Below are 21,584 nucleotides of genomic sequence, written 5' to 3'. Positions count from 1 at the left end.
GGCAATGGTTGGCGGCAACGGGCGGGGCGGCGCGGATCGTGCGCCTGCCGGGCATTTACGGGCCGGGCCGGTCTCCGTTCGGGCGGCTGCGGGATGGCAGCGCGACCCGCGTGGTGAAGCCGGGGCAGGTGTTCAGCCGGGTGCATGTCGAGGACATTGCGCGCGGGCTGGAGGCCATGCTGGGCAAGCCGGGCCTGACCGGCGTGTTTCACCTGTGCGATGACGAACCGGCCCCGCCGCAGGACGTTACGGCCTTTGCCGCCCGCCTGCTGGGCATGGCGCCGCCACCGGAAATGGCGATTGAGGCCGCCGGCCTCAGCGCGATGGCGCGCAGCTTCTATGCCGAGTGCAAGCGGGTGTCGAACGGGCGGACCAAGGGCGCGCTCGGCTGGCGGCCCGTGTATCCGTCCTACCGGGAAGGCCTGACGGCCGTGCTGGAGGAAGAACAGGCAATCGCCTGAGATCAGCCGCCGACGAGGGCCGGGCGGAAGGATTCCTTGCCGACGGGGGGCTGGCGTTCATCATAGAGGCGGACGACGCCCTTGCCGTCACGCTTGGCGCGGTAGAGCGCGGCGTCGGCACGCTGGATGCCGGTCTTGAATTCCCCTTCATTCTGCACGAAGGCGATGCCGACGCTGGCGCCGACAAACAGTACTTCGTTGCCGAAAAGGATCGGCCGGCCGATGCGGGCGATGCAGTGATTGCCGAAGGCCTGTATTTCCGCGCGGTCGTCCTGTTCGGAATAGAGCACGACAAATTCATCACCGCCTGTGCGGAAGGATTTGGCGCGGCCGCGGCTGAGCTTTGTCAGACGCTGGCCGATGACGCGCAGCACGGCATCCCCCGCTTCATGGCCATGCGTGTCGTTGATTTCCTTGAAGCCATCAAGGTCGATGGCGAGGACGGCCGTGCAGGGCGGTTCGGTGCGCTGCTTCGGGCTGTCAAAGGCGGAGTCCAGCTTGCGGCGATTGAACAGGCCGGTCAGCGGATCGGTCACGGCGCTGGCTTCGGCCGCCTTGACCCGGTTGCTGATGGCCGAGCTGAACTGCAGCACGGTCAGGCAGAGCGCCATCGGCACGATGTAGTGATTGATCTCGAAATAAGGCGTGATGTTGAAAAGGCGCAGATACATCCAGACGGAGGCCAGGATGGATGGCGACCAGGCGAGCAGGACCATGCCAGCCCCGTCAACGCCCCGGCGGTGCATGACCCAGACGCCGGCCAGCACGATGATCGGGCCGATACTGGACATGATCATGTAGAGCGCCATGGCCAGGGGGGGCGGCAGAACGGAGATCAGGACCGATGCGGCGCACAGGACGGCGATCAGCATGATGACGGCGTTGAAAGCGGGCCAGCGCGAGCGGACATTCAGGAAGGACGCAATGAACAGGCCGCCAAGGGCCGTGCTGGCCGCCTGCAGCATGTTGATCAGGGTCATCGTGCCGATGTCGATGTGCGGCCAGAAGAAGGCTTTGCCGATGCCGGTCGAGAACAGGATATAGAGCGCGGCTGAAAGGCAGAAACCGACATAGAGCCGATAGGCATTGTGCTGCGAGGTGCGGGCGACCGAAATGGCATAGGCCGTGAACGTGCAGATGATCCCGATGATCAGGAACTGGAGGGCGATGCTCCCTTTCGACCATAACTGGAAATCCGCACTGGCATGCAGCCACATGGGCAGCACGACAATCGTATTGCTGTGAACCCGCAGATACAGCGTGCGCGACGCCTGCGCCGGAACATCGACTTCAAAAGCCGGGAAGGGGTCTGGAATTGCGATGCCGGACCGGGCAACCGCCGAACCGGCGCGGCCCTGCTGTTCAACACCCTGCGCATCGACAAGGTAGGCATCCACGACTTCAAGATAGGGAAACCGGATCACCAGGTTGCCGCGCAGGGCGGTCTCGCTGGAATTGACCAGGTCGGCCCTGATCCAGATGTCGCCGGACTGGCCGGAGCCATGAAACGTATCGGCCGGGCTGGGGTGGAAGACAATCTTGCTGTCGGGCTGTATGACCTGATCGAGCGTCACGGCCGGATCGACGTCCTCGGCAATCGCGATCCTGCCGCCAATCCCGATGCGCCCGTCAAGGCCGCCAACTTCGATCGGCTGCGCTTCCGACGGGAAGGTCAGCGAAACGACGACAACCACAAGCAGGCTGATGAATCGGCTGATGAAACGCATAATAGTCTTTCGCGGCACTTTGAAATCCAGGAGGAGCGCGTGCTCCACATTGGGATTAATGCCACGAAATCAGCTATTTATGGTTAGATCATCAGGCCGGATTTGCGCTGTTCTGTACAGGTCCTGTTAACGAAATGGCCGTGCAGGATCAGCGGGGCGGGCGACCGCCGCCGGGACGCTCGCCGCGAGGGGCGCCCTGCATCCGGTCCTGGGCCTGCGTACGGGCCGGGGCATCGATCAGCATTTCAGGCCGGGTGAGGCGCAGGTCATGGTCCCTGTCGAGCCGGGCGAACTCGCTGGTGAGGCGGTTGCGGAACTCGGCTTCGGAAACCTCGCCGTCGAAGTTTGCGTCAAAGGCAGTATGGTTGGGCAGGGCATCTGCGTCACCCAATGCGCAGACGGACCATTCGGCCAGCGACAGGGCCGAGACGCCCGCGCGGCCCTTGTTGCTGAAGCCCTTCCATTCATGCGCAATGCCATGGGCCAGTTCGGCCTCGTCGATGACATGGTTCTGGTCCCTGTCCATGCCGGAGAAGAGGAGCGCGACCGGGCGGGCGATCTTGCCGCCCTGGATGCCGGCGGCCCCAGTCTGAAGGACACTGCCCTCGCGGGGCGGCTGGCCGCCGGAGGCGCAGGCGGTCGTGAGCGTGAGGGCGGCAAGACATGCGGCCGCGGCGACGCTGCGAGTGTGGGGAGACTTCATTGCGAGGGGAACCTTCCAGCCTGGTTTTGTGTCAGGCCTGAACGATGCGGCCCGGCCGTTCCGTCGGAGCGTTACGCATTTGTAATTGCGCTCCCGGGCCGTTGGCGGATCATTTTCGGGATCACGGCCGGGCAAATTCGTGCTAGAGGAGAATTACCAACAGACAGGGACTTCTGACCGGCTGGGTGGCAAGTCCCGCGACAAGGGGATGGACAATGACACACAGGATTTTCGTGATGGCCGTGAGCGCTGTCGCACTGACCGGCTGCAGCCATATCAAAGAGTGGATGTATGGCCCGGATACGGCGGACACGGCAGTCGCGCCGGCCGCGGACCTGGTGGCCACGCCGCCTGAAGCCGAGACGCAGGATGTGGCGGCCATGGCCGGCGCGCCGCTGTTCGAAGGCATGGGCAACTTCCACCGCGAGATCACGACCTCGAGCCCGGACGCGCAGAAATATTTCGACCAGGGCATGGTACTGGCCTTCGGCTTCAACCACGCGGAATCGATCCGCTCGTTCAAGGCAGCGCAGAAGCTCGACCCTTCGTGCGCGATGTGCTTCTGGGGCGAGGCGATGGCGACGGGGCCGAACATCAATGTCACCAGCAAGGGCAAGGCGGTGATGTCTGATGCCGACCGGGCCTCGGCCTTTGCGGCGATCAACAAGGCGATTGCGCTGAAGGACACAGCGAGCCCGGCCGAGCAGGCGCTTATCGAGGCCATGGCGAAACGCTATAATGGCGATCCGTCCACCTCGCGCGAGCCGCTGGACGTGGCCTATGCCGAGGCGATGGGGCAGTATGTGGCCGATCATCCGGGCGACCATGACGCGGCGGCCATGTATGCCGAGGCGTGGATGAACACGATGCCGTGGGACTACTGGTCCGCCGACGGAGAACCGAAGCCCGAGACGGTGAAGGTGATCGCGGCGCTGGAGGAGATTATCGCGGAGGCGCCGGACCATCCGCTGGCGCTGCACCTCTATATCCACGCGGTGGAAGCCTCGAAGGATCCGGGCCGGGCCGAGGATGAGGCCGACAGGCTGGCCGGGCTGGTGCCGGGCTCTGGCCACCTTGTGCACATGCCGGCGCATATCTACTGGCGCGTCGGGCGCTATGACGACGCGGCGAAGGCCAATATCACGGCGGCCAAGGTGGACGAGGACTATATCGCGCAGTGCAATGCGCAGGGCTTCTATCCGGCGCTGTATTACCCGCACAATATCCACTTCCTGTGGGCGGCGGCGAGCATGTCGGGCCAGCGCGAGATGGCGCTGGAGGCCGGGCAGAAAGTGGCGGACAATGTCCGTCTGGAGCAGATCGAACAATTCCCGACCGTGGAATTCTTCAAGACGATCCCGCTCTTGTCGCTGGTCCAGTTCGGGCAGTGGGAGGATGTTCTGGCGACACCGCAGCCGCCGGAGACGCTCGATTACTCGAATGCGATCTGGCATTATGCCCGCGGCGTTGCGGCCGCCCGTACCGGCGCCATGGAGATGGCGCAGGACGAACGTGCGGCGCTGGCCGGCATGAAGGACAGTGTGCAGATCAGCTTCCTCGATACAGCGGACTATCCGGCCAGCACGCTGCTGACGATTGCGGACGAATTGCTGCAGGGCGAGATTGCCAGCGCCGAGGCGCGCCATGAGGCGGCGATCGCGCACTTCACACTGGCAGTCGCGGCGCAGGATACGCTGCCCTATATGGAGCCGCCATTCTGGTACTATCCGACGCGGCAATCGCTGGGCGAGGCGCTGGTTGCGGCAGGCAAGCATGCCGAGGCCGAAGCGGTCTACCGCAAGGACCTGGAAGACTATCCGCACAATGGCTGGTCGATGTCGGGCCTGATCAAGGCGCTGAAGGCGCAGGGCAAGACCGAAGAGGCCGCCGAGATGACGCACATGTTCGACATTGTCTGGCGCAACTCGGACGTGGAGCTCGACGGTTCGCGGCTCTAGGCCAGGGTTGCGGCCATCTCGTCACAGGTGGCGAGGAGGCGGGCAATGTCCTGCTCGCGGCTGAGGCGGTGGTCGCCGTCCTTGATGAGGGTGATTGTCAGGTCCTCGGCGGTCATCACGTGGACGAGGCGGGCGGCATGGGTCCATGGCACGTCGGCGTCCTGCATGCCCTGAAGGATGCGGACCGGGCCATTGAAGGCGACGGGCGCGTCGAGGATCTGCCACTGGCGGCCATCCTCGATGAGGGCGCGGGTGATCGTGTAGGGCTCGTCATAGTCTGACGGGCGCAGCGTGAAGCCCTGCTGCATGATCTCGGCCTGGGCCGCGGCGGAAAATTCCGGCCACATCAGCTTTTCGGTAAAGTCCGGCGCGGGCGCGATGAGGACGAGGCCTTTCACGCGGTCCGGGCGGGCGATGGCGCTGAGCAGGGCCATCCAGCCGCCCATGCTGGAGCCGACAATGACCAGGGGGCCGTCCGTTTGCGTATCGATCGCGGCGAGCGCGTCGGCGCGCCACTGGCTGACCGTGCCGTCTTCAAATGCGCCGTCTGACTGGCCATGGCCGGAATAGTCGAAGGCGAGAAAACCGTGCCCGGTGCGGGCCGCCCAGTCCTCGACGCGCATCACCTTGGAGCCGGTCATGTCAGACTTGAAACCGCACATCCAGACAAATGTCAGCTGGCCGGTACTGGCGGCGCGGCGGCGAAAGGCGAGGCGGTTGCCGCCCGGCGTGGTGAAATAGGACGTTGTCATAACCCTTCCGTTCCTCCATCTGTTTCGCCTGTCAAGCGAGCGAGGGGCGAGAGCGGCTTTGGACGAATTCCCGGACATGACCGGCAAGACCATCCTGCAGGTGGCGCCCGAACTGTCAGCCGGCGGTGTCGAGCGCACCGTGCTGGAGATGACCGAGGCGATTGTCGCTGCCGGTGGCCGCGCCCTGCTGGCCAGCAGGGGCGGCCGGCTGGAGGAGGAGTTTGCGGCTTTGGGCGGGGACCTGTTCCGGATGGACGCCAAGTCCAAGAACCCGCTGGTGCTGGCGCGCAACGCGCAGCGGCTGAAGGGCCTGATTGCGCGGGAAGGCGTTCACCTTGTGCATGCCCGTTCGCGCGCGCCGGCCTGGAGCGCCTACTGGGCGGCGAAGGCCGTTGGCGTGCCCTTCGTGACCACCTATCACGGGGCCTATTCGGGCAAGACCAGGCTGAAAAAGGCCTATAATTCGGTGATGGCGAAGGGTGACCTCGTGATTGCCAATTCCAACTGGATCGCCGCGCATGTGGGCGCCGAGCATGGCGTGCCGGCGGAGCGGATCGTGACGATCCCGCGCGGCGTGGACCTTGAGAGGTTTGATCCTGCCGCGGTGGCGCCGGAACGGGTCGAGGCGGTCCGCGCCCACTGGGGCATTGCGGGCGACAAGCGCCTGACCCTGCTGCTGCCGGGGCGTTTGACCGAGTGGAAGGGCCAGCTGGTCGCCATCGAGGCCTTGGGCATGATGGAAGTGCAGGAGCTGAGGGGCCTTGTGCTGGTGCTGGCGGGCGATCCGCAGGGGCGGGCCGGCTATGTGACGAAACTTGAAGACGCGATCCTGGCGCACAAGCTGGGCGGGACGGTGCTTCTGGCCGAGCATGAGCGCGACATGCCCGCCGCGTGCCTGGCGGCAGATGTGGTGCTGACCCCGTCGATCCGGCCGGAAGCCTTTGGCCGCGTGGCGGTGGAGGCATCGGCCATGGGGCGGCCGGTGATCGTGGCTGATCATGGCGGCGGGCGCGAGACGGTGATCGAGGGCGAGACCGGCGCGCGGGCCGAACCGGGCAATCCGGCCGCGCTGGCGGGGGCGATAAGGGCCCTGCTGGACATCGGCGCATCGGCCCGGGCGGGCATGGGAAAAGCTGGCCAGGCGCATGTCAGGGCGCATTTCTCCAAGCGGGGGCTTCAGGCGGCGACGCTTCATGTCTATAAGCGGTTGCTGGAGTAGGGACCAGATACGCAGGGATGGCGAAGACAGACACAGAGGTGAGCCCGGTGAACCCCGGTGCCCATGCCAAGGAAGTGCTCGTTATCAAACTGAGCGCGCTGGGCGATTTTGTGCTCGCTTTGGGCGCGATGAAGGCCGTGCGCGAGATGCACCTGTCGGCGCGGATCACCTTGCTGACGACGCCTTTCTTCGAGGAATTCGGGAAACTGTGCCCCTATGTCGACCGGGTGGAGACCGATGGCCGGCCCGAGGGCATGAAGGCGACGGCGGCGCTGATCCAGCGCATCCGCAAGGCGGATTACGACATCGTCTATGATTTCCAGACCAGCGGGCGGACGCGCAATTATTTCACCGCGCTGAACCGGTCGGGCAAGGCACCGCTCTGGTCGGGCCACCATGAGAAGGCGGCCTTCTTCCATGACAATGCCGAGCGCGGGAAGATGCACTCGATCGACCGGCTGGCCGAGCAGCTGGAAGTGGCCGGCGTGGCGCCGGGCGGGCGCTGGCTGGGCACCAGCGCGCCTTTCCCGGACCTGTCATGGGTGCGCCACAAGCTGGGCGACACGCCGCGCCTGCAGCCGGCCTATTTCGCCCTGACACAGCCCTACATGCTACTGATCCCGGGCGCCTCGGCGCACCGCGAGGCCAAGCGCTGGCCGGAAGCCCACTATGCCGAACTGGCGACGCGGATTGCCGACAAGGGCATCATGCCGGTGATCATTGGCGGCAAGGCGGAAGGCCCGTTGGCGCATGAGATCGTGCGGCGCGAGCCGCGGGTGAAGAACCTGGTGACCCGCACCGACCTGTTCCAGATCGTGACGCTGGCCGAGAAGGCGTTGTTCGTGGTGGGCAATGATACCGGCCCGATGCACATGGCGACCCTGGCCGGGGCGCCGGGCATCGCCCTGTTCGCGCTGACCGAGAGCGACCCGGACCATTCGGCCCCGCGCGGCCCGAAAGCGCCGGTCATCATCAATTCGGCCCCGACGCTGAAAGAGCTGAGCGTGGATGATGTCTGGCAGTCGGTCAGGGCGCTTGGGCTGTTGCCTGCTTGACTTCACCTGAAATAGCGCACAACCGAAGCGCCTTGATGAATAGGCCAACCACTGGCATATTCACCAAGCCTATGAACAGCCACAAAGGAGACAGGCCATAGCTCGCAGACCAGACCAGGGTGGACCGCAGAAACAGGTCGGCCCACGCACCAATGAAGACATCACCGCCGCCAAGGTTCTCCTGATTGACGAGAACGGCGAAAAACAGGGCGTGATGCCCCTTGCAGCAGCCCTTGATGCGGCGCGCGAGGCGAGCATGGACCTTGTGGAAGTTTCCCCCGACCAGGAAGTGCCGGTCGTGAAGATCCTCGACTATGGCAAGCTGCGTTTCGAGGAACGCAAGAAGAAGGCGGCTGCCAAGAAGAAGCAGCGCTCGAGCGAACTCAAAGAAATCAAGATGCGCCCGAACATCGACACGCATGACTATGAGGTCAAGGCGCGCGCGATGCAGCGTTTCTTCGAGGATGGCGACAAGGTGAAGGTGACCCTGCGTTTCCGTGGCCGCGAAATGGCGCACCAGCATCTGGGCATGCAACTGCTTGAACGGGTGCGGGTGCATTTCGAGGAGACCACGAAAGTGGAAACCGAGCCGAAGCTGGAAGGCCGCCAGATGACCATGGTGCTGGCACCGCGATGAGGCGGCTGGCGGGCCTGGCCCTGATGCTGGTGGCCGCCTGCAGCGCGCCTGTGCCGGTCGAGACCGAAGGCGAAGCACCCCCTGCCGGGGTTTCGGAGCCTGACAGTGTGGCGAAACCGGAGATGGACGTTTTGGACCGCGTTCAAGACACGTGCGGGATGGCCGCCTTTGAATCCTATATCGGGCAGCCGGCCGCGAACATTCCCGCCGCCGACCTGCCGGACCGCGCCCGCATCGTCGGGCCGGACACGCAGGTGACGATGGACTATGCCGAAGGCCGCCTGAACGTGCTGACCGATGAAGCCGGAAGGGTGATCGGCCTGAAGTGCGGGTGATGAACTGAATTCCATTCAATCGCATTATGATTGACCTGCATGCGAATCGATTGTCCAATGGGCTTGGATGAGCGCTGATCCGCAATAGCCACCATTTGGTGCAGAGCCGCGGGCGCACCCAAGAAGGAAAGCAGGCTAAAATCCTGTGGTTTCCTTGATTCCGAAGGTTGAACCAAAATTTTGAAGCCCCGCCTCTGTGCGGGGCTTTTCTATTTGTACCGACAGAAATTTTTCTTCGGTAGTTGGAGGGCGATCAATGGATCCGGTCCTCAGCCTGCTTGGAACCTTGGTAAACATTATCTCGGTGATGCTTCAGATGCGTCCTCAACGAAAAGTCAGCCAGGAATTTGAGTGCGAACGTGAGACTTCTCACGATGTCTCAATTCGCGGCGTGATCTCGTGGCGGAAAACATCCAAGGTGAAAAGTCGGCGCACCCACTCTGACCACTAAGCCCTGAGCGACTGTGCTTTGGGCTTTGAAGCCTCTTAGCGGAGGAGGGGGTAGCTTTTGCCAACTTCAGCGCCAAAAGCCGGACGGGCGGTTTGGCCCTCCGGTTTCGGGTTGTGTGGCGGGCGGAGGAACAGGGGCCGCTTCGCATTATGACAAGACACGGGATAGACAGGGTCGCGTACCCTGTCCCTCCGCTGCCGGGGGATTGTGGCCCCCATGAGGGCAGGGGGGAAACCTGCCGTCATGACAGGGCCAATACTGCCCCGGAATGCCTTGCGGTCGGACAGATTCGGGGCTTTTTCCGGCCGCGCAGCGTATCGGCCCGGCGCGGGTGGGGGACAGGCCCTCACTTTTCCGGCGATTTGCGGTGCAAACGTCTGCTGAATCGGGCATCCGGCCCCTTGATTCTCTGTTCCTGATCCGTCATAAGCCGCCTCTTCCGAGTGGTGCGGGCGAACGGCATGCCCCTCTGCTCATGAACTGACCAAGGGCCGCCCACGGGTGAGAGCTCGCTAAAGGAGATGAAAATGCCGAAGATGAAGACCAAGAAAGCCGCTGCAAAGCGGTTCAAGATCACGGCAACCGGAAAGCTCAAGCACGGTGTTGTGGGTAAACGCCACCGTCTTAGCAGCCATAATGCGAAATACATCCGCCAGAACCGGGGCACGAAAGTGGCCGCGCACGCTGATGTCGCCCGCGTCATGAAGAAGTTCCTGCCTTACGGCCTCTAGGCTTTTCCCGTTTTCCCCCCGATCTTGACTTAGGAGGCCACCATGCCCCGTTCACGCAATAAAGTGCCGGCCCACGCCCGCCACAAGAAAATCATCAAGCAGGCCAAAGGCTTCCGCAACCGTTCGAAGAACACGTTCTCGAACGCCAATGCGGCTGTCTGGAAAGCCGGCCAGTACGCCTATGTCGGCCGCAAGGTCAAAAAGCGCAAATTCCGCTCGCTCTGGATCCAGCGCATCAACGCGGCTGTGCGCATCCACGACGACGAGCTGACATATAGCCGCTTCATCGACGGCCTGACCAAGGCCGGTATCGAGGTTGACCGCAAGGTCATGTCCGACATCGCAATCCGCGAACCCGACGCGTTTGGCGCACTGGTCAAGCAGGCGAAAGCCGCGCTCGCCTAGGCTGCACCCGCGTGCTGCAAATCAGGAGAGCCCGGCCCCCAAGGCCGGGCTTTTCCTTTTGGCGTTTGCATGATGACCCGAAGCGACTAGAAAGCGCGCAGAATCCCAGGAGAGGCTGAAACCTTGTCTGATATCAGTACGATCGAGAAAGAAGCCCTTGCGGCGATTGCGGGTGCGGCGAGCCTGGACGCGCTGGACGCGGTGCGCGTGGCCGAGCTGGGCAAGAAGGGCCGCGTGTCGGGCCTGATGGGCGCGCTGGGCAAGATGAGCCCCGAAGAGCGCAAGGAAAACGGGCCGAAGCTGAACGCGCTGAAAGTGGCCGTTGACGAGGCTGTTCGGGTCCGCAAGGCGGCGCTGGAGGCCGAGGCGCTGGAAACGCAGCTGGCGACCGAGAAGGTTGACCTGACGCTGCCGCCGGCGCCCGGCCCGCGCGCGGGCACGCTGCACCCGGTGATGCAGGTGTTCGAGGAGATCGCGGCGATCTTCGGCGACATGGGCTTCACCGTGGCCGAGGGCCCGGACATCGAGGACGACTGGCACAATTTCACGGCGCTGAATTTCCCCGCAGGCCACCCGGCCCGCGAGATGCATGACACATTCTTCCTGGAGGCGCCCGAAGGCGGCGACCCGAAAGTGCTGCGCACGCATACGAGCCCGGTGCAGGTGCGCACCATGATGAGCCAGAAGCCGCCGCTGCGCATCCTGGTGCCGGGCCGTGTCTACCGCAATGACTGGGACGCGACGCATACGCCGATGTTCCACCAGGTCGAGGGCCTCGTCATCGAGGAGGGCATCCATATGGGCCATTTGAAAGGCTGCCTGATCGATTTCGTGAAGGCTTTTTTCGAGGTGGACAATGTCGTGGCGCGCTTCCGCCCGCACTTCTTCCCGTTCACCGAGCCGTCGGCCGAGATGGACGTGCAATGCCTGCGCGAAGGCGGCACGGTGGAAGTGGGCAAGGGCACGGACTGGCTGGAAGTGCTGGGCTGCGGCATGGTGCATCCGAACGTGCTGCGTAATTGCGGGCTGGACCCGGCGACGCACCAGGGCTTTGCCTTCGGCATGGGCGTGGACCGTCTCGCCATGCTGAAATACGGTATGCCGGACCTGCGGCCCTATTTCGAGGCGGATCCGCAATGGACGCGCCATTATGGTTTCGCGCCGTGGACGACGCCGTCCGTGAGCGGAGGGCTCAGCTGATGAAATTCACGCTATCCTGGCTGTCCGACCACCTTGCGACCAAGGCCGGACTGGACGAGATCCTGGCGCTGATGCTGAAGGCGGGGCTGGAGGTCGAAGAAGTTACCGATCCGAACCAGACGCTGAAGGATTTCACCGTCTGCAAGGTGATCGAGGCGGTGCCGCATCCGGACGCCGACAAGCTGCGCGTGTGCACGGTGGAGACTGTGGACGGCACCAAGCAGATCGTGTGCGGCGCGCCGAATGCGCGTGCGGGCATGACGGCGATCTATGCCGGGCTGGGCACCTATATTCCGGGCCTCGACTTTGCGCTGGACAAGAAGCCGCGCGCCATTCGCGGCGTCGAAAGCCACGGCATGATGTGTTCCACCAAGGAACTGAATGCGGGCGAGGACCATGACGGGATTGCCGACCTCGACGATTCCCTGCCGCTGGGCATGCCGGCGGCGCAGGCGCTGGGCCTGAACGATCCGGTGATCGATTTTGAAGTGACGCCGAACCGGCCCGACTGGCTGGGCGTGCAGGGCATTGCGCGCGATCTGGCGGCGGCCGGTGCCGGCCGGTTCATCCGGTCGGACGCGAAGAAAGTGCCCGGCAGCTATGATTGCCCGATCGAGATAAAGCTCGAAGTGCCGGAAGCGTGCCCGATGTTTGCCGGGGCGATGATCCGCGGCGTGACGAATGGTCCGTCGCCGGACTGGATGCAGGCCCGCCTCAAGGCGGTGGGTATCCAGCCGAAATCGCTGCTGGTGGATGTGACCAATTATATCTCGCTGGACCGCGCGCGGCCGCTGCATGTCTATGATGCGGCCAAGCTGCGCGGCGCTGTCGTAGCGCGGCTGGGCAAGGCCGGCGAGACGCTGGATGCGCTGGACGGCAAGACCTACAAGGTGACGCCGGACATGTGCGTGATTGCTGATGGCAGCGGCGTGATCGGTCTGGGCGGCGTAATGGGCGGGGCCTCAACGGCGGTGTCGGCCGAGACGGTGGACGTGTTCATCGAGAGCGCCTGGTTCGATCCGCTGCGCACGGCGCGCACGGGCCGGACAACTGGCATTCATTCCGATGCGCGCTACAGGTTCGAGCGCGGCGTGGACCCGCAGAGCTGTATTGACGGGGTGAACCTGGCGCTGGAACTGATCCTGGCGCATGGCGGCGGCGCTGTGTCGAAACTGAGCGTGGCCGGGTCCATCCCGGCACGGATCGACAAGGTGACCTTCTATCCGGCCGATGTGGAACGCCTGACGGGCCTTGTCGTGAAGCTGCCGGAGATGCGCCGCATAATCAAAGACCTGGAATTCGACATCGAGGATGCGGGCGATGCCTGGTACCTGCTGCCGCCGAGTTTCCGGTTCGACATGGAACAGTCGGCTGACCTGGTCGAGGAAGTGGCGCGGCTGATCGGGTATGACTCGCTGCCGGTAACGTCGCTGCCGGAACTGGCAGGCGGGCGCCGGGCGATCACGACGCCGATCCAGGAACGGGTGCGCGTGTCGCGCCGCGTGATGGCGTCGCGCGGGTTCCTCGAGGCGGTGACATGGAGCTTCATGGCGAAGGATCATGCGGCGCTGTTCGGCAAGCTGGATCCGGCGCTGACCGTGGCCAACCCGGTTGCGAGCGAGCTTAACCAGATGCGCCCGTCGATCATCGGCAACCTGGCCGTGGCCGCCCAGCGCGCCGCCAATCATGGCGAACGCGGCGCACGCCTGTTCGAGGTCGGCCCGGTCTATCTGGGCGATGGCCCCAAGGACCAGCGCTGGGCCGCGGCGGGGATTGTGCGTCCGTCCAGTGAGCGCCACTGGCAGGGCGCGCCGCATGCCTATGATTCCTTTGCAGCGAAAGCCGACCTGTTCGCGGTGCTGGATGCGCTGGGACAGCCGGGCGAGCGGTTCGTGGTGGCGCCGCCGACCCAGCCGCACTGGCATCCGGGGCAGGCGGCCTGCCTGAAGCTGGGGCCGAAAGTGACGGTTGGCCATTTCGGCGCGGTGCATCCGGGCGTGCTGAAGGCGATGGGTATTGACGGGCCGATGTTCGGGTTCGAACTGAACCTCAATGCGCTGCCCCAGATGAAGGTGAAGCCGACGAAGACCAAGCCGGTGCTGCAACGCGCCGAGCTGACGCCGATCCGCCGCGACCTGGCCTTCCTCGTGGCCGAGTCTGTTCCGGCCGCCGACCTGGTCAAACACGCGACGGGCACGGACAAGCAGCTGATCGTTTCAGCCGATGTGTTCGATGTCTATCAGGGCAAGGGCGTGCCGGAGGGGCAGAAATCGGTCGCCTTCGAAATCATGATCCAGCCGCGCGAGAAGATGACGGACGAAGACATCCAGGGCCTGATGGACCGGGTTGTCGCGTCTGTCGCCAAAGGCGCGGGCGGCGTGTTAAGAGGCTAGGGAATCCGCGTTTCCGGGTAGGGGCTCAGTTTCGATGGTTGTGCACCAGATCGCCGTTCAGCAGGGCCTGCGCCACCGTTTGTACCGGGAACTTGTGCCCGAAGCGCGCGAGAGCGGCATTTCGCGCATCAACTGGCTGATCATCGTGCTGGTCCTGCTGAGTTTCGTCTCGCTGGCGCTGGAGACCGAGCAAACGCTGACCGCGCGCCCCGGATGGCAGCTGGGCTTCGACATCTTCAATGTCGTTGTGGTCACGGTTTTTGCCATCGAATACGTGATGCGTGTCTATGTCAGCGGGCTGAGCGCGGAATATGCCGGGTTCAGGGGCCGGTTGCGCTACATGACGCGGTTCCATTCGATCGCGGACCTGCTGGCCTTCCTGCCGGAAATGATTGTCCTGATCCTGGGCGGCGGGATGCCGCTGGTAGCGCTGCGCGTCTTCCGCCTTTTCCGGCTGATCAAGCTGGCGCGGTTCGTACCCGCCTTCGATGTGCTGGGCGCGGCGGTGCAGCGGGCGGGATCGCAGCTTCTGACGACGCTCGCGCTGGCGCTGGCGCTGGTCTATGTCTCGGCCGTGGCGCTCTATTTCATTGAAGGAGTAGGCGGCAAGCAGCAGGAGATGTTCCAGTCCATCCCGCGGGCGATCTGGTGGGCCATCGCGACGCTGACCACGGTCGGCTATGGCGATGTCTATCCCGTGACGCCGCTGGGGCGTATTTTTGCCTCCGTGATTGCCCTTGCCGGCATTGGCGTTGTGGCGCTGCCGGCGGGTGTGTTTGCCAGCGCGTTTTCCGACGAGTTGCGCGAACGCGAGCTTGCCAAGCTGAAGGACAGGGTGGAGGAAATCGAAGCAGAAGCGGGCCTGCGGCCCGATATGGACGAGACCTGAGGCGGGCGCAGCCTGCGCATGGGAAAGGACCCGATGACCGATACAGAGAACCAGAGCGATTTCAGCGTGGCGATTGCCGGCGTGGCCGGGCGCATGGGGCGCCAGCTGGTGGCGAGCGCGCTGGATGCGGGCCTGTCCGTTGCGGGCGGCACCGAAGCGCCGGGCAAGGGGCCGTTTGACCGGGATATCGGTGAACTGGCGGGTCGGCGGATACTGGGCATCCGGCCGGTGACTGACCCGGTTGCCGCGGCGGCGGATGCCAGTGTCTGGATCGATTTCACCCGGCCCGAGGCCACGCTGGCGGCGCTGGACGCGCTCAAGCATACGCGCGTCAGCGGTGTCGTGATCGGCACGACCGGTTTCAGCGCGGCGCAGGAGCGGGAAATCGACCGGGCCGCAGCGCAGTTTGCGATCGTGAAGGCGGGCAATTTCTCGCTCGGGATCAACCTGTTGCAGGCGCTGACGCGGATTGCGGCGGGCCGGCTCGGCGAAGGCTGGGACATTGAAATCCTCGAGACCCATCATCGCCGCAAGGTGGATGCGCCATCCGGCACGGCCCTGATGCTGGGCGATGCGGCCGCCGAGGGGCGGGGCAGCGTGCTGGATGACCTGCGCAGCCCGCCCTATGACGGCCCGGACAGCGAGCGCCAGGCCGGGCAGATCGGCTTTTCGGTGCGCCGGATGGGCGACGTGATCGGCGAACATTCGGTGAGCTTCGGTTCCGACATGGAAATCCTGACGCTGACCCATACCGCGCTCGACCGGCAGGTCTTTGCCCATGGCGCCGTACAGGCGGCCAACTGGGTCAAGGGCCGCAAGCCCGGCCTTTACGGCATGGATGACGTGCTGGGGCTGGCTGGTGCGTCTGAGGCTGGCCCGGCAGAGCAACGGCTGAATCAGGGTTGACGCGGCGCTGAGGCGTGGCAGCATGACAAGTTCGTAAAGAATGGCCCTGGAAGGTTCCGGCATGATCGGCATTGTTGTCGTCAGCCATGGCAAGCTTGCACGCGAACTCGTCGCCGCGACGGAGCATGTCGTGGGCGAACAGCCTTGCTTTCGCTCGATTTCCATCGAGGTCGAGGACGATATCGAGGCGCGGCGCGACCAGATCCGCGAAACCGCGAAATCCTGCGACAGCGGCCGGGGCGTCATCATCCTGTCAGACATGTTCGGCGGCACGCCGTCAAACCTGGCCATGTCGATCATGGGGGCGGGCAATATCGAGGTGATTTCAGGGGTCAACCTGCCCATGCTGATCAAGCTGGCCGAAGTGCGCGAGACGCTGCCGCTGGCCGAGGCGGCCAAGGTGGCGGCGGAAGCCGGCCGCAAATATATCAGTATCGCCTCTGACCTGCTGGCGAAGTCGACCTAGTGCAGAAGGCGGCGACAACAGCCACCCAGCGCGTCATGATCGTGAACCGCAAGGGCCTGCACGCGCGGGCGTCTGCGCGCCTGTCGAAGCTCGCAGGCCAGTTCGATGCCCATGTCACGGTTTGTCATGAGGCCGAATGCGCCGATGCGCGGTCGATCATGGACCTGCTGATGCTGGTGGCCCATATCGGATGCGAAGTCGAATTGCGGGCCGAGGGGCCTGAAGCGGCCGAAGCGGTCACCGCGATTGCCAGCCTGATCGCCGAAGGCTTTGGCGAGCGCGGCCCGGAAGACGAAATCTGCTGAAACCGGCGCCTGGTTGGGCTGTATTGGCCTGAATCAGAGTGCTGATTCCAAGAATCAGCACTCTGATCCAGAATTTCTTATTGTTCGCGGCGTGTCCCCGAAAACCGGGTCCACTTTTCGGCACGCCGCTCTATTCGACGCGGGCGAAGATGTCCGGTTCTTCCAGATCACTCCACTGGCGCTTGGTGTCTGATGCCTTCGGATCGGGCGCTTCGAGCTTTGACACGTAGATATTGCCATCCGCGTCAGCATAGGTGGTTGCAAGCTGGGCGACCACGGCGACGAATTCCCCTTCCGATACGACCCGGTCCAGATTGGGGTCGAAGCGCACGGGATTGGCCAGGGTGTCATCGCGTGTCGGAAGGCTGTGGGCCCAGTCCTGCTGTTCCAGCGCGCTGAGGCGGCCGTCCTGGTTGGTATCGGCAACGGCGAAGGCGGCAATCGCCCCGGATTTTAGCTCTGCTGGCGTCACGCGGCCATTGTCGTCCGCGTCAAAGCTCATCACCAGGCCGCCACCGGCGACAAGGCGGCCTGCGGCGTGGCGCGTGCGCCGGTCACCCTTTTTCACCTCGCCCTGGCCGGGCAGTCGGACAATGTCGTCGGCCTCGGCGGTGTCATGGTCCGAGATATTCACGAGCGTGACGGACTGAGGCGTGACGGCCTTCTGCGCGAAGGCGGGCGCGGCGAGGCAGAGGGCCGCGGTCAGGGCAGTTGCCAGAAAGGATGGGCGCATATGGGGTACCTGTGGGGTGGCCATGAGGCAGAGTATGCGGCTGTTGTTTATTTGCAACATGACGATTCAGTTACCTTGCGCACCCGCAGCGCTGGTTCTACCGTCGTTAACGCCGCCTTAATGGAATGGGAGCATTCCGTTAACTTCTTGCGGCTGCCTGACAGCGGCCGATTCGGCGATGGAATTGGAAGATTATGGCGATAAGTGCAGACCAGGTTCCGATCATCATGTCCGCTGGCGCTGCGTCGCTGGGACTTGCGGCGCTGTTGTGGGCATTGCGGGTTTCGGACGGTGCGCGCGGCGCTGCGCGCAAGTTCCGCGACCGGTCGGCACAGCTTGAAACCGCGCTGGCAGAGCACAGGTCAGTCCTTGGTGCGCATCCCGGCGTGATCCTTGTCTGGCAGGGCAATGCGCTGGAAGCCGATGGCGATGAAATCATTCCGCCGGAACTTTATGGCTCGCCGGTCGCGCTGGCAGGCCTGTTGAACTTTACCGATGATGCGCTGTCGATGGATCCGGCGGTGCGCATCATCGAGGGCCTTGCCGACCTTGAGGCCCGCGACAGTGCGGGACAGGACACGACATTGCGGATTCGCCTGCGCGAGCTGCGCGAGACGGGGCAGGCCTTTTCGCTGACGATTATTGGTCCGTCCGGCCGATTCCTTGAGGCGGACGGCCGCACGGCCGGGGCCCGCGCCGTGGTCTGGGTGACCGACACGACGATCAAGGGACTGGAAGAAAGCTCGGCCCGCGGCAAGCTGGAAGAAGCGCGCCAGGTGATTGCGCGCGATCCGACGGCCTTCCTCGACATGCTGGGCAAGTCGCCTTTCCCGGCCTGGCGCGTGTCGGGCATGGGCAAGCTGCAATGGGTGAACCCGGCCTATATCGAGGCGGTGGACGGCATCAATCTCGATCGCGTCCTGGACCGCCAGCTGATGCTGGACCAGGCGGCTGCCGAACAGGCGCGCAAGACGATTTCCGAAGGCGTCGATATCGACGAGACGCGCCACATGGTGATCAATGGCGAACGCCGGGCCATGCGTGTGCTGACCTTCCCGCTGTCAGGCGGGGCAGGGGCGATGGCGTTCGACGTGACGGCGCAGGAAAATGCGCGCGAGGAACTGAACCGCCATGTCCGCGCGCATGACGAGACGCTGAACCATGTGGCCGATGCCGTGGCGATCTTTGGCGCTGACCGCAAGCTGACCTTTTACAACAAGGCGTTCCGCGACATGTGGGACCTCGACGAGACCTTCCTGCTCGACCGTCCGACGCATGGCCAGCTGCTGGACCGGCTGCGCGAGCGCCGCAAGCTGCCGGCCCGGACGAACTATGCCGAGTGGCGCGCGGAAGAACTGTCCTACTATCTCGATATTGACGGGGTGAAGGAAGACATCTGGTCGCTGCCGGATGACCGCACCCTGTCTGTCACGCGCCAGCGCCACCCGATGGGCGGACTGTTGCTGCTGTTCAAGGACATTACCGGCGAGCTGGACCTGAAGACCAAGTTCAATGCCATCGTGAAGACGCAGACCTCGACGCTGGACAATCTGCACGAGGCCGTTGCGGTGTTCGGCGGGGATGGGCGGCTCAAGCTGTTCAACCATGCGTTCGAGCGCCTGTGGGGCCTGTCGCACGACCTGCTGAAGGACCAGCCGGACTATTCGGCCGTGATCGAGGCCTGTGTGCCGCTGTTCCACGATGTCGAAATCTGGGACGCCATAAAGGGCCATATCACGGATCCGTCCGCGCGGGCCCGCCAGTCGACGACCGGCGAGATGCGCCGCTCCGACGGGTCGATCCTGACCTACCTGACCCATCCGCTGCCGGATGGAAACACGCTGATCGCCTTTGCCGATGTCACGGCCACGCGCCGCGTGGAATCGGCGCTGCGCGACCGCGCCGAAGCGTTCGAGGCCGCCGACCGGCTGAAGACGGAATTCGTGCGCAATGTCAGCTACCAGCTGCGCTCGCCGCTGACCGTGATCTTCGGCTATGCCGAATTGCTGGAAACCCAGCGCAACGGCCAGCTGACGGATCGCCAGTCGGACTATGTCAGCGCCATCCTCTCGGCATCCGACCATTTGTCCAAGCTGATCGAGAACATTCTCGACCTCGCCATGATCGAGGCGGGCCGCATGGATCTCGACCTGGAAGATGTCCAGCTGCGCGACGTGATAGACGAGAGTATCGAAATGGTCGTGTCGAAGGCGGAAGACACAGAGATTACGGTGCGGGCCGACGTCAAGGGCAAGCTGGGCGTCATCCGCGCCGACCAGCGCCGCATTCGCCAGGTCCTGTTCAACCTGATTTCCAACTCGCTGCGGTTTACCGAATCCGGCGGGGAGATCGTTGTCTCGGCGCAGCGGATCGGCGACATGGTCACATTGTCAGTACGCGACAATGGCAAGGGGCTGGATGCGGACAAGCGCGCCACCAGTTTCGACAGTTTCGTGTCGGGTGACCAGCGCGGCGCCGGCCTTGGCCTCGCCCTGGTGAAGCATTTCGTCGACCTGCATGGCGGCACGGTCGGCATGAAGCCGGTTGAGGGCGGCGGCCTGGAAGTGACGTGCTGGCTGCCCGCCCAGGCGGTCGTTCATGCCGGAACGCCGGACCTCATGCTGGCAGACGCGCGCGCCTAGCTGGCGATTGACAATTCGTCGTCGGGTTCGGTCTTTGCAAATCCGATCCGGTCGCTGCGCTTGGTGCCGAGCAGGGCCTTGTCGGTTGCGACGAACATTTCCGATGCCGAGCTGAAGGCGATGGAATAGAAGCCGACGCTGACCGTCGATGGCGCGTGAAGCGCCTTGCCGCGATAGGAATGCGGGCGCGACAGGACATCCTGGAGTTCCGAGGCAAAGGCGGCAGCGTCAGCACCATCAAAGGTTTCCCAAAGCAGGATCGCGAATTCGTCACCGCCGAGGCGGGCTGCGACTCCGGGCCGTTCGCCGATCGTGGCGCGGATGCGCTTGGCGACATTCTGGAGGACGGCATCCCCCGCATCATGGCCGTACGCGTCGTTGACCTGCTTGAAATTGTCGAGATCGAGCAGGATCAGCGTGAAGGGTGCGCCGCCAAGGCCGGCCGCACCGAAGGCGTCGGCAAAGGATTGTTCGAACCGGCGGCGGTTTGCGAGGCCGGTGAGGAAATCGGAATTGGCGAGCTCGGCCAGGCGCATCTGCGCCGCTTCGAGTTCCTGGTTCTTGCTGATTATGTCCTCGGAATTGCGGGCCGCGATGCGATAGGCGCTGCGGAACTTGCGCTGGAGAATGACATTCTGGTGCAGGACGGTGGCGTTGAACAGGAAGGCCGGAAAGCCGACAAGGGTGCCGAGGACCATGCCGCGTACGAGGTCCATCCACAAATTGGTACCGAGCCACGTGGAAATGGCCAGTTCACCAAGTGCGATGACGGCGAGAATCACGATTGTGGAACCAATCGCGACGCGCACGACGTCGGCTCGGGACTCCAATTTCGGATGCATTCGCTCCCGAACCCATCGCACGAAGAACCCTTTGGGACCCACCCGCATACCCTCCACCATAACGGCGAAATCTACAGCAGCGGGGTTCAGATCGGCTGAAGCAGGCAGATGGAGTTTCAGCGCCGGCATTAAGGATTGCGAAGGCATGAAGCAGCCGGGCGTGGAAAGGGCATCATCCGGCCGGCCGCGATGGCGCGCCCGGCCGGCGTATTGGCTGCGGCAGGTTCGGCCGTCAGTCCTTCGTGAACCTGAGCAGGAAACGGTTGGTCTTGCGGCGGATGGCCGGGTCGAACACGTTCAGACTGCCATCGTCTTCGGCATTGGCCAGCAGGCCGCTTTCCTCCGTCAGGGTGAAGCCATTGGCCTCGGCCATCGCGATCACGATGGCCTTGTCGATGCGGTGGGTTTCGCCGCCGGTCGTGGCGGGAGACCCTGCCGGGGCCATGTGGTCGAGCACGACAAAGGCGCCGCCCGGGCGGGTGACGCGGGCGATTTCAGCGAAGGCGCCTTCCGGATCGCCCAGCGCGCCGGGCTCTGCCCCGTCCGGCGTGTACCAGAGCTCGTGCGGGCCGAGCAGCCATGTCACGAGATCGGCCGAGGCATCCGGCACGGCGGAGAGGTCGTCAAACGGCGCCCTGACCTTGGTGACATTGGCAAGCCGCCCATCGACGCGCTTTTCAACGGTATCGCCGAGGAAGGCATCAAAGGCGGGCGGGTTCTGCATGTAGACCTGTCCCGTATCGCCGACGACGCGGGAGAGGAGTTCGGTATACA

Annotated in this window: 20 protein-coding genes and 1 pseudogene; 15 read left to right on the top strand and 6 right to left on the bottom strand. The window is 64.2% G+C overall.

Going from position 1 to position 21,584, the window contains the following annotated elements:
• Positions 1 to 461 (top strand): annotated as a pseudogene (locus tag VR74_RS16495) (SDR family NAD(P)-dependent oxidoreductase); the annotation flags it as partial.
• Positions 462 to 463: 2 nt separating this feature from the next.
• Here the strand turns inward: VR74_RS16495 and VR74_RS16490 are convergent.
• Together VR74_RS16490 and VR74_RS16485 are read right to left on the bottom strand one after the other, a co-directional pair.
• Complete coding sequence (locus tag VR74_RS16490; RefSeq protein ID WP_045698625.1) at positions 464 to 2,188, bottom strand: diguanylate cyclase; 1,725 nt, start codon at positions 2,186 to 2,188, stop codon at positions 464 to 466.
• Positions 2,189 to 2,336: 148 nt separating this feature from the next.
• Entirely contained in the window at positions 2,337 to 2,891 is a 555-nt protein-coding gene (locus VR74_RS16485; RefSeq protein ID WP_045698623.1) for a hypothetical protein, read from the bottom strand.
• A 215-nt stretch (positions 2,892 to 3,106) separates the two neighbouring features.
• On the opposite strand from VR74_RS16485, the gene VR74_RS16480 reads away from it, so the two are divergent.
• Positions 3,107 to 4,849 carry a tetratricopeptide repeat protein gene (locus VR74_RS16480; RefSeq protein ID WP_045698622.1) on the top strand — a complete coding sequence of 581 codons (1,743 nt, stop codon included), beginning with the start codon at positions 3,107 to 3,109 and terminating at the stop codon, positions 4,847 to 4,849.
• Here VR74_RS16480 and VR74_RS16475 read toward each other — a convergent pair.
• Positions 4,846 to 5,601 carry an alpha/beta fold hydrolase gene (locus tag VR74_RS16475; RefSeq protein WP_045698620.1) on the bottom strand — a complete coding sequence of 252 codons (756 nt, stop codon included), beginning with the start codon at positions 5,599 to 5,601 and terminating at the stop codon, positions 4,846 to 4,848. The genes VR74_RS16480 and VR74_RS16475 overlap by 4 nt on opposite strands.
• A gap of 58 nt (positions 5,602 to 5,659) precedes the next feature.
• Between VR74_RS16475 and VR74_RS16470 the strand changes: the two genes are divergently transcribed.
• The 12 genes from VR74_RS16470 to VR74_RS16415 all read left to right on the top strand — a co-directional run bounded on the left by VR74_RS16470 (position 5,660) and on the right by VR74_RS16415 (position 16,593).
• A complete protein-coding gene (locus tag VR74_RS16470) occupies positions 5,660 to 6,820 on the top strand; it encodes a glycosyltransferase family 4 protein (protein ID WP_299950912.1) in 1,161 nt (386 codons plus the stop codon).
• Positions 6,821 to 6,837: 17 nt separating this feature from the next.
• The gene (locus tag VR74_RS16465; RefSeq protein WP_045698618.1) at positions 6,838 to 7,875 is read left to right on the top strand and encodes a glycosyltransferase family 9 protein; all 1,038 of its coding nucleotides are present in this window, start codon (positions 6,838 to 6,840) and stop codon (positions 7,873 to 7,875) included.
• A gap of 97 nt (positions 7,876 to 7,972) precedes the next feature.
• On the top strand, positions 7,973 to 8,512 hold the full coding sequence (gene infC, locus VR74_RS16460) for a translation initiation factor IF-3 (RefSeq protein ID WP_045698616.1): 540 nt from the start codon (positions 7,973 to 7,975) through the stop codon (positions 8,510 to 8,512).
• On the top strand, positions 8,509 to 8,847 hold the full coding sequence (locus tag VR74_RS16455) for an I78 family peptidase inhibitor (protein WP_299950909.1): 339 nt from the start codon (positions 8,509 to 8,511) through the stop codon (positions 8,845 to 8,847). The genes infC and VR74_RS16455 overlap by 4 nt, the downstream gene beginning before the upstream one ends.
• 978 nt (positions 8,848 to 9,825) lie before the next feature.
• Entirely contained in the window at positions 9,826 to 10,029 is a 204-nt protein-coding gene (gene rpmI / locus VR74_RS16450; RefSeq protein WP_045698632.1) for a 50S ribosomal protein L35, read from the top strand.
• 42 nt (positions 10,030 to 10,071) lie between these two features.
• Positions 10,072 to 10,434: a 50S ribosomal protein L20 gene (gene rplT, locus VR74_RS16445; protein WP_045698614.1), complete on the top strand. Its 363-nt coding sequence runs from the start codon at positions 10,072 to 10,074 to the stop codon at positions 10,432 to 10,434.
• A 123-nt stretch (positions 10,435 to 10,557) separates the two neighbouring features.
• Positions 10,558 to 11,634, top strand: coding sequence for a phenylalanine--tRNA ligase subunit alpha (gene pheS, locus VR74_RS16440; protein WP_045698612.1), 1,077 nt, complete (start codon positions 10,558 to 10,560; stop codon positions 11,632 to 11,634).
• A complete protein-coding gene (gene pheT / locus VR74_RS16435) occupies positions 11,634 to 14,027 on the top strand; it encodes a phenylalanine--tRNA ligase subunit beta (protein ID WP_045698610.1) in 2,394 nt (797 codons plus the stop codon). The genes pheS and pheT overlap by 1 nt, the downstream gene beginning before the upstream one ends.
• Before the next feature lie 34 nt (positions 14,028 to 14,061).
• Entirely contained in the window at positions 14,062 to 14,916 is an 855-nt protein-coding gene (locus VR74_RS16430) for an ion transporter (RefSeq protein ID WP_045698608.1), read from the top strand.
• Between the two features lie 33 nt (positions 14,917 to 14,949).
• Entirely contained in the window at positions 14,950 to 15,822 is an 873-nt protein-coding gene (gene dapB, locus VR74_RS16425) for a 4-hydroxy-tetrahydrodipicolinate reductase (protein WP_045698630.1), read from the top strand.
• A gap of 61 nt (positions 15,823 to 15,883) precedes the next feature.
• Positions 15,884 to 16,288, top strand: a complete 405-nt coding sequence (locus VR74_RS16420; protein ID WP_045698628.1) for a PTS sugar transporter subunit IIA — start codon at positions 15,884 to 15,886, stop codon at positions 16,286 to 16,288.
• The gene (locus tag VR74_RS16415) at positions 16,288 to 16,593 is read left to right on the top strand and encodes an HPr family phosphocarrier protein (RefSeq protein WP_299950903.1); all 306 of its coding nucleotides are present in this window, start codon (positions 16,288 to 16,290) and stop codon (positions 16,591 to 16,593) included. The genes VR74_RS16420 and VR74_RS16415 overlap by 1 nt, the downstream gene beginning before the upstream one ends.
• 130 nt (positions 16,594 to 16,723) lie before the next feature.
• Here the strand turns inward: VR74_RS16415 and VR74_RS16410 are convergent, their stop codons facing one another.
• Positions 16,724 to 17,326 (bottom strand): EF-hand domain-containing protein, encoded by a 603-nt coding sequence (locus VR74_RS16410; protein ID WP_045698606.1) that lies wholly within the window; start codon positions 17,324 to 17,326, stop codon positions 16,724 to 16,726.
• A 194-nt stretch (positions 17,327 to 17,520) separates the two neighbouring features.
• Here VR74_RS16410 and VR74_RS16405 point away from each other — a divergent pair, with 194 nt between their 5' ends.
• The gene (locus VR74_RS16405; RefSeq protein ID WP_045698604.1) at positions 17,521 to 19,968 is read left to right on the top strand and encodes a PAS domain-containing sensor histidine kinase; all 2,448 of its coding nucleotides are present in this window, start codon (positions 17,521 to 17,523) and stop codon (positions 19,966 to 19,968) included.
• On the opposite strand, the gene VR74_RS16400 is transcribed toward VR74_RS16405, so the two are convergent.
• Complete coding sequence (locus tag VR74_RS16400; protein ID WP_299950900.1) at positions 19,965 to 20,810, bottom strand: GGDEF domain-containing protein; 846 nt, start codon at positions 20,808 to 20,810, stop codon at positions 19,965 to 19,967. The two genes, VR74_RS16405 and VR74_RS16400, sit on opposite strands and share 4 nt — an antisense overlap.
• 232 nt (positions 20,811 to 21,042) lie before the next feature.
• Positions 21,043 to 21,584 (bottom strand): methyltransferase domain-containing protein (locus VR74_RS16395; RefSeq protein ID WP_045698602.1); only part of this gene is annotated, 542 nt, incomplete at its 5' end.

It is taken from the genome of Hyphomonas sp. BRH_c22, assembly GCF_000961795.1.
Lineage (GTDB): Bacteria > Pseudomonadota > Alphaproteobacteria > Caulobacterales > Hyphomonadaceae > Hyphomonas.
This window is presented reverse-complemented; position numbering and strand designations above follow the sequence as displayed.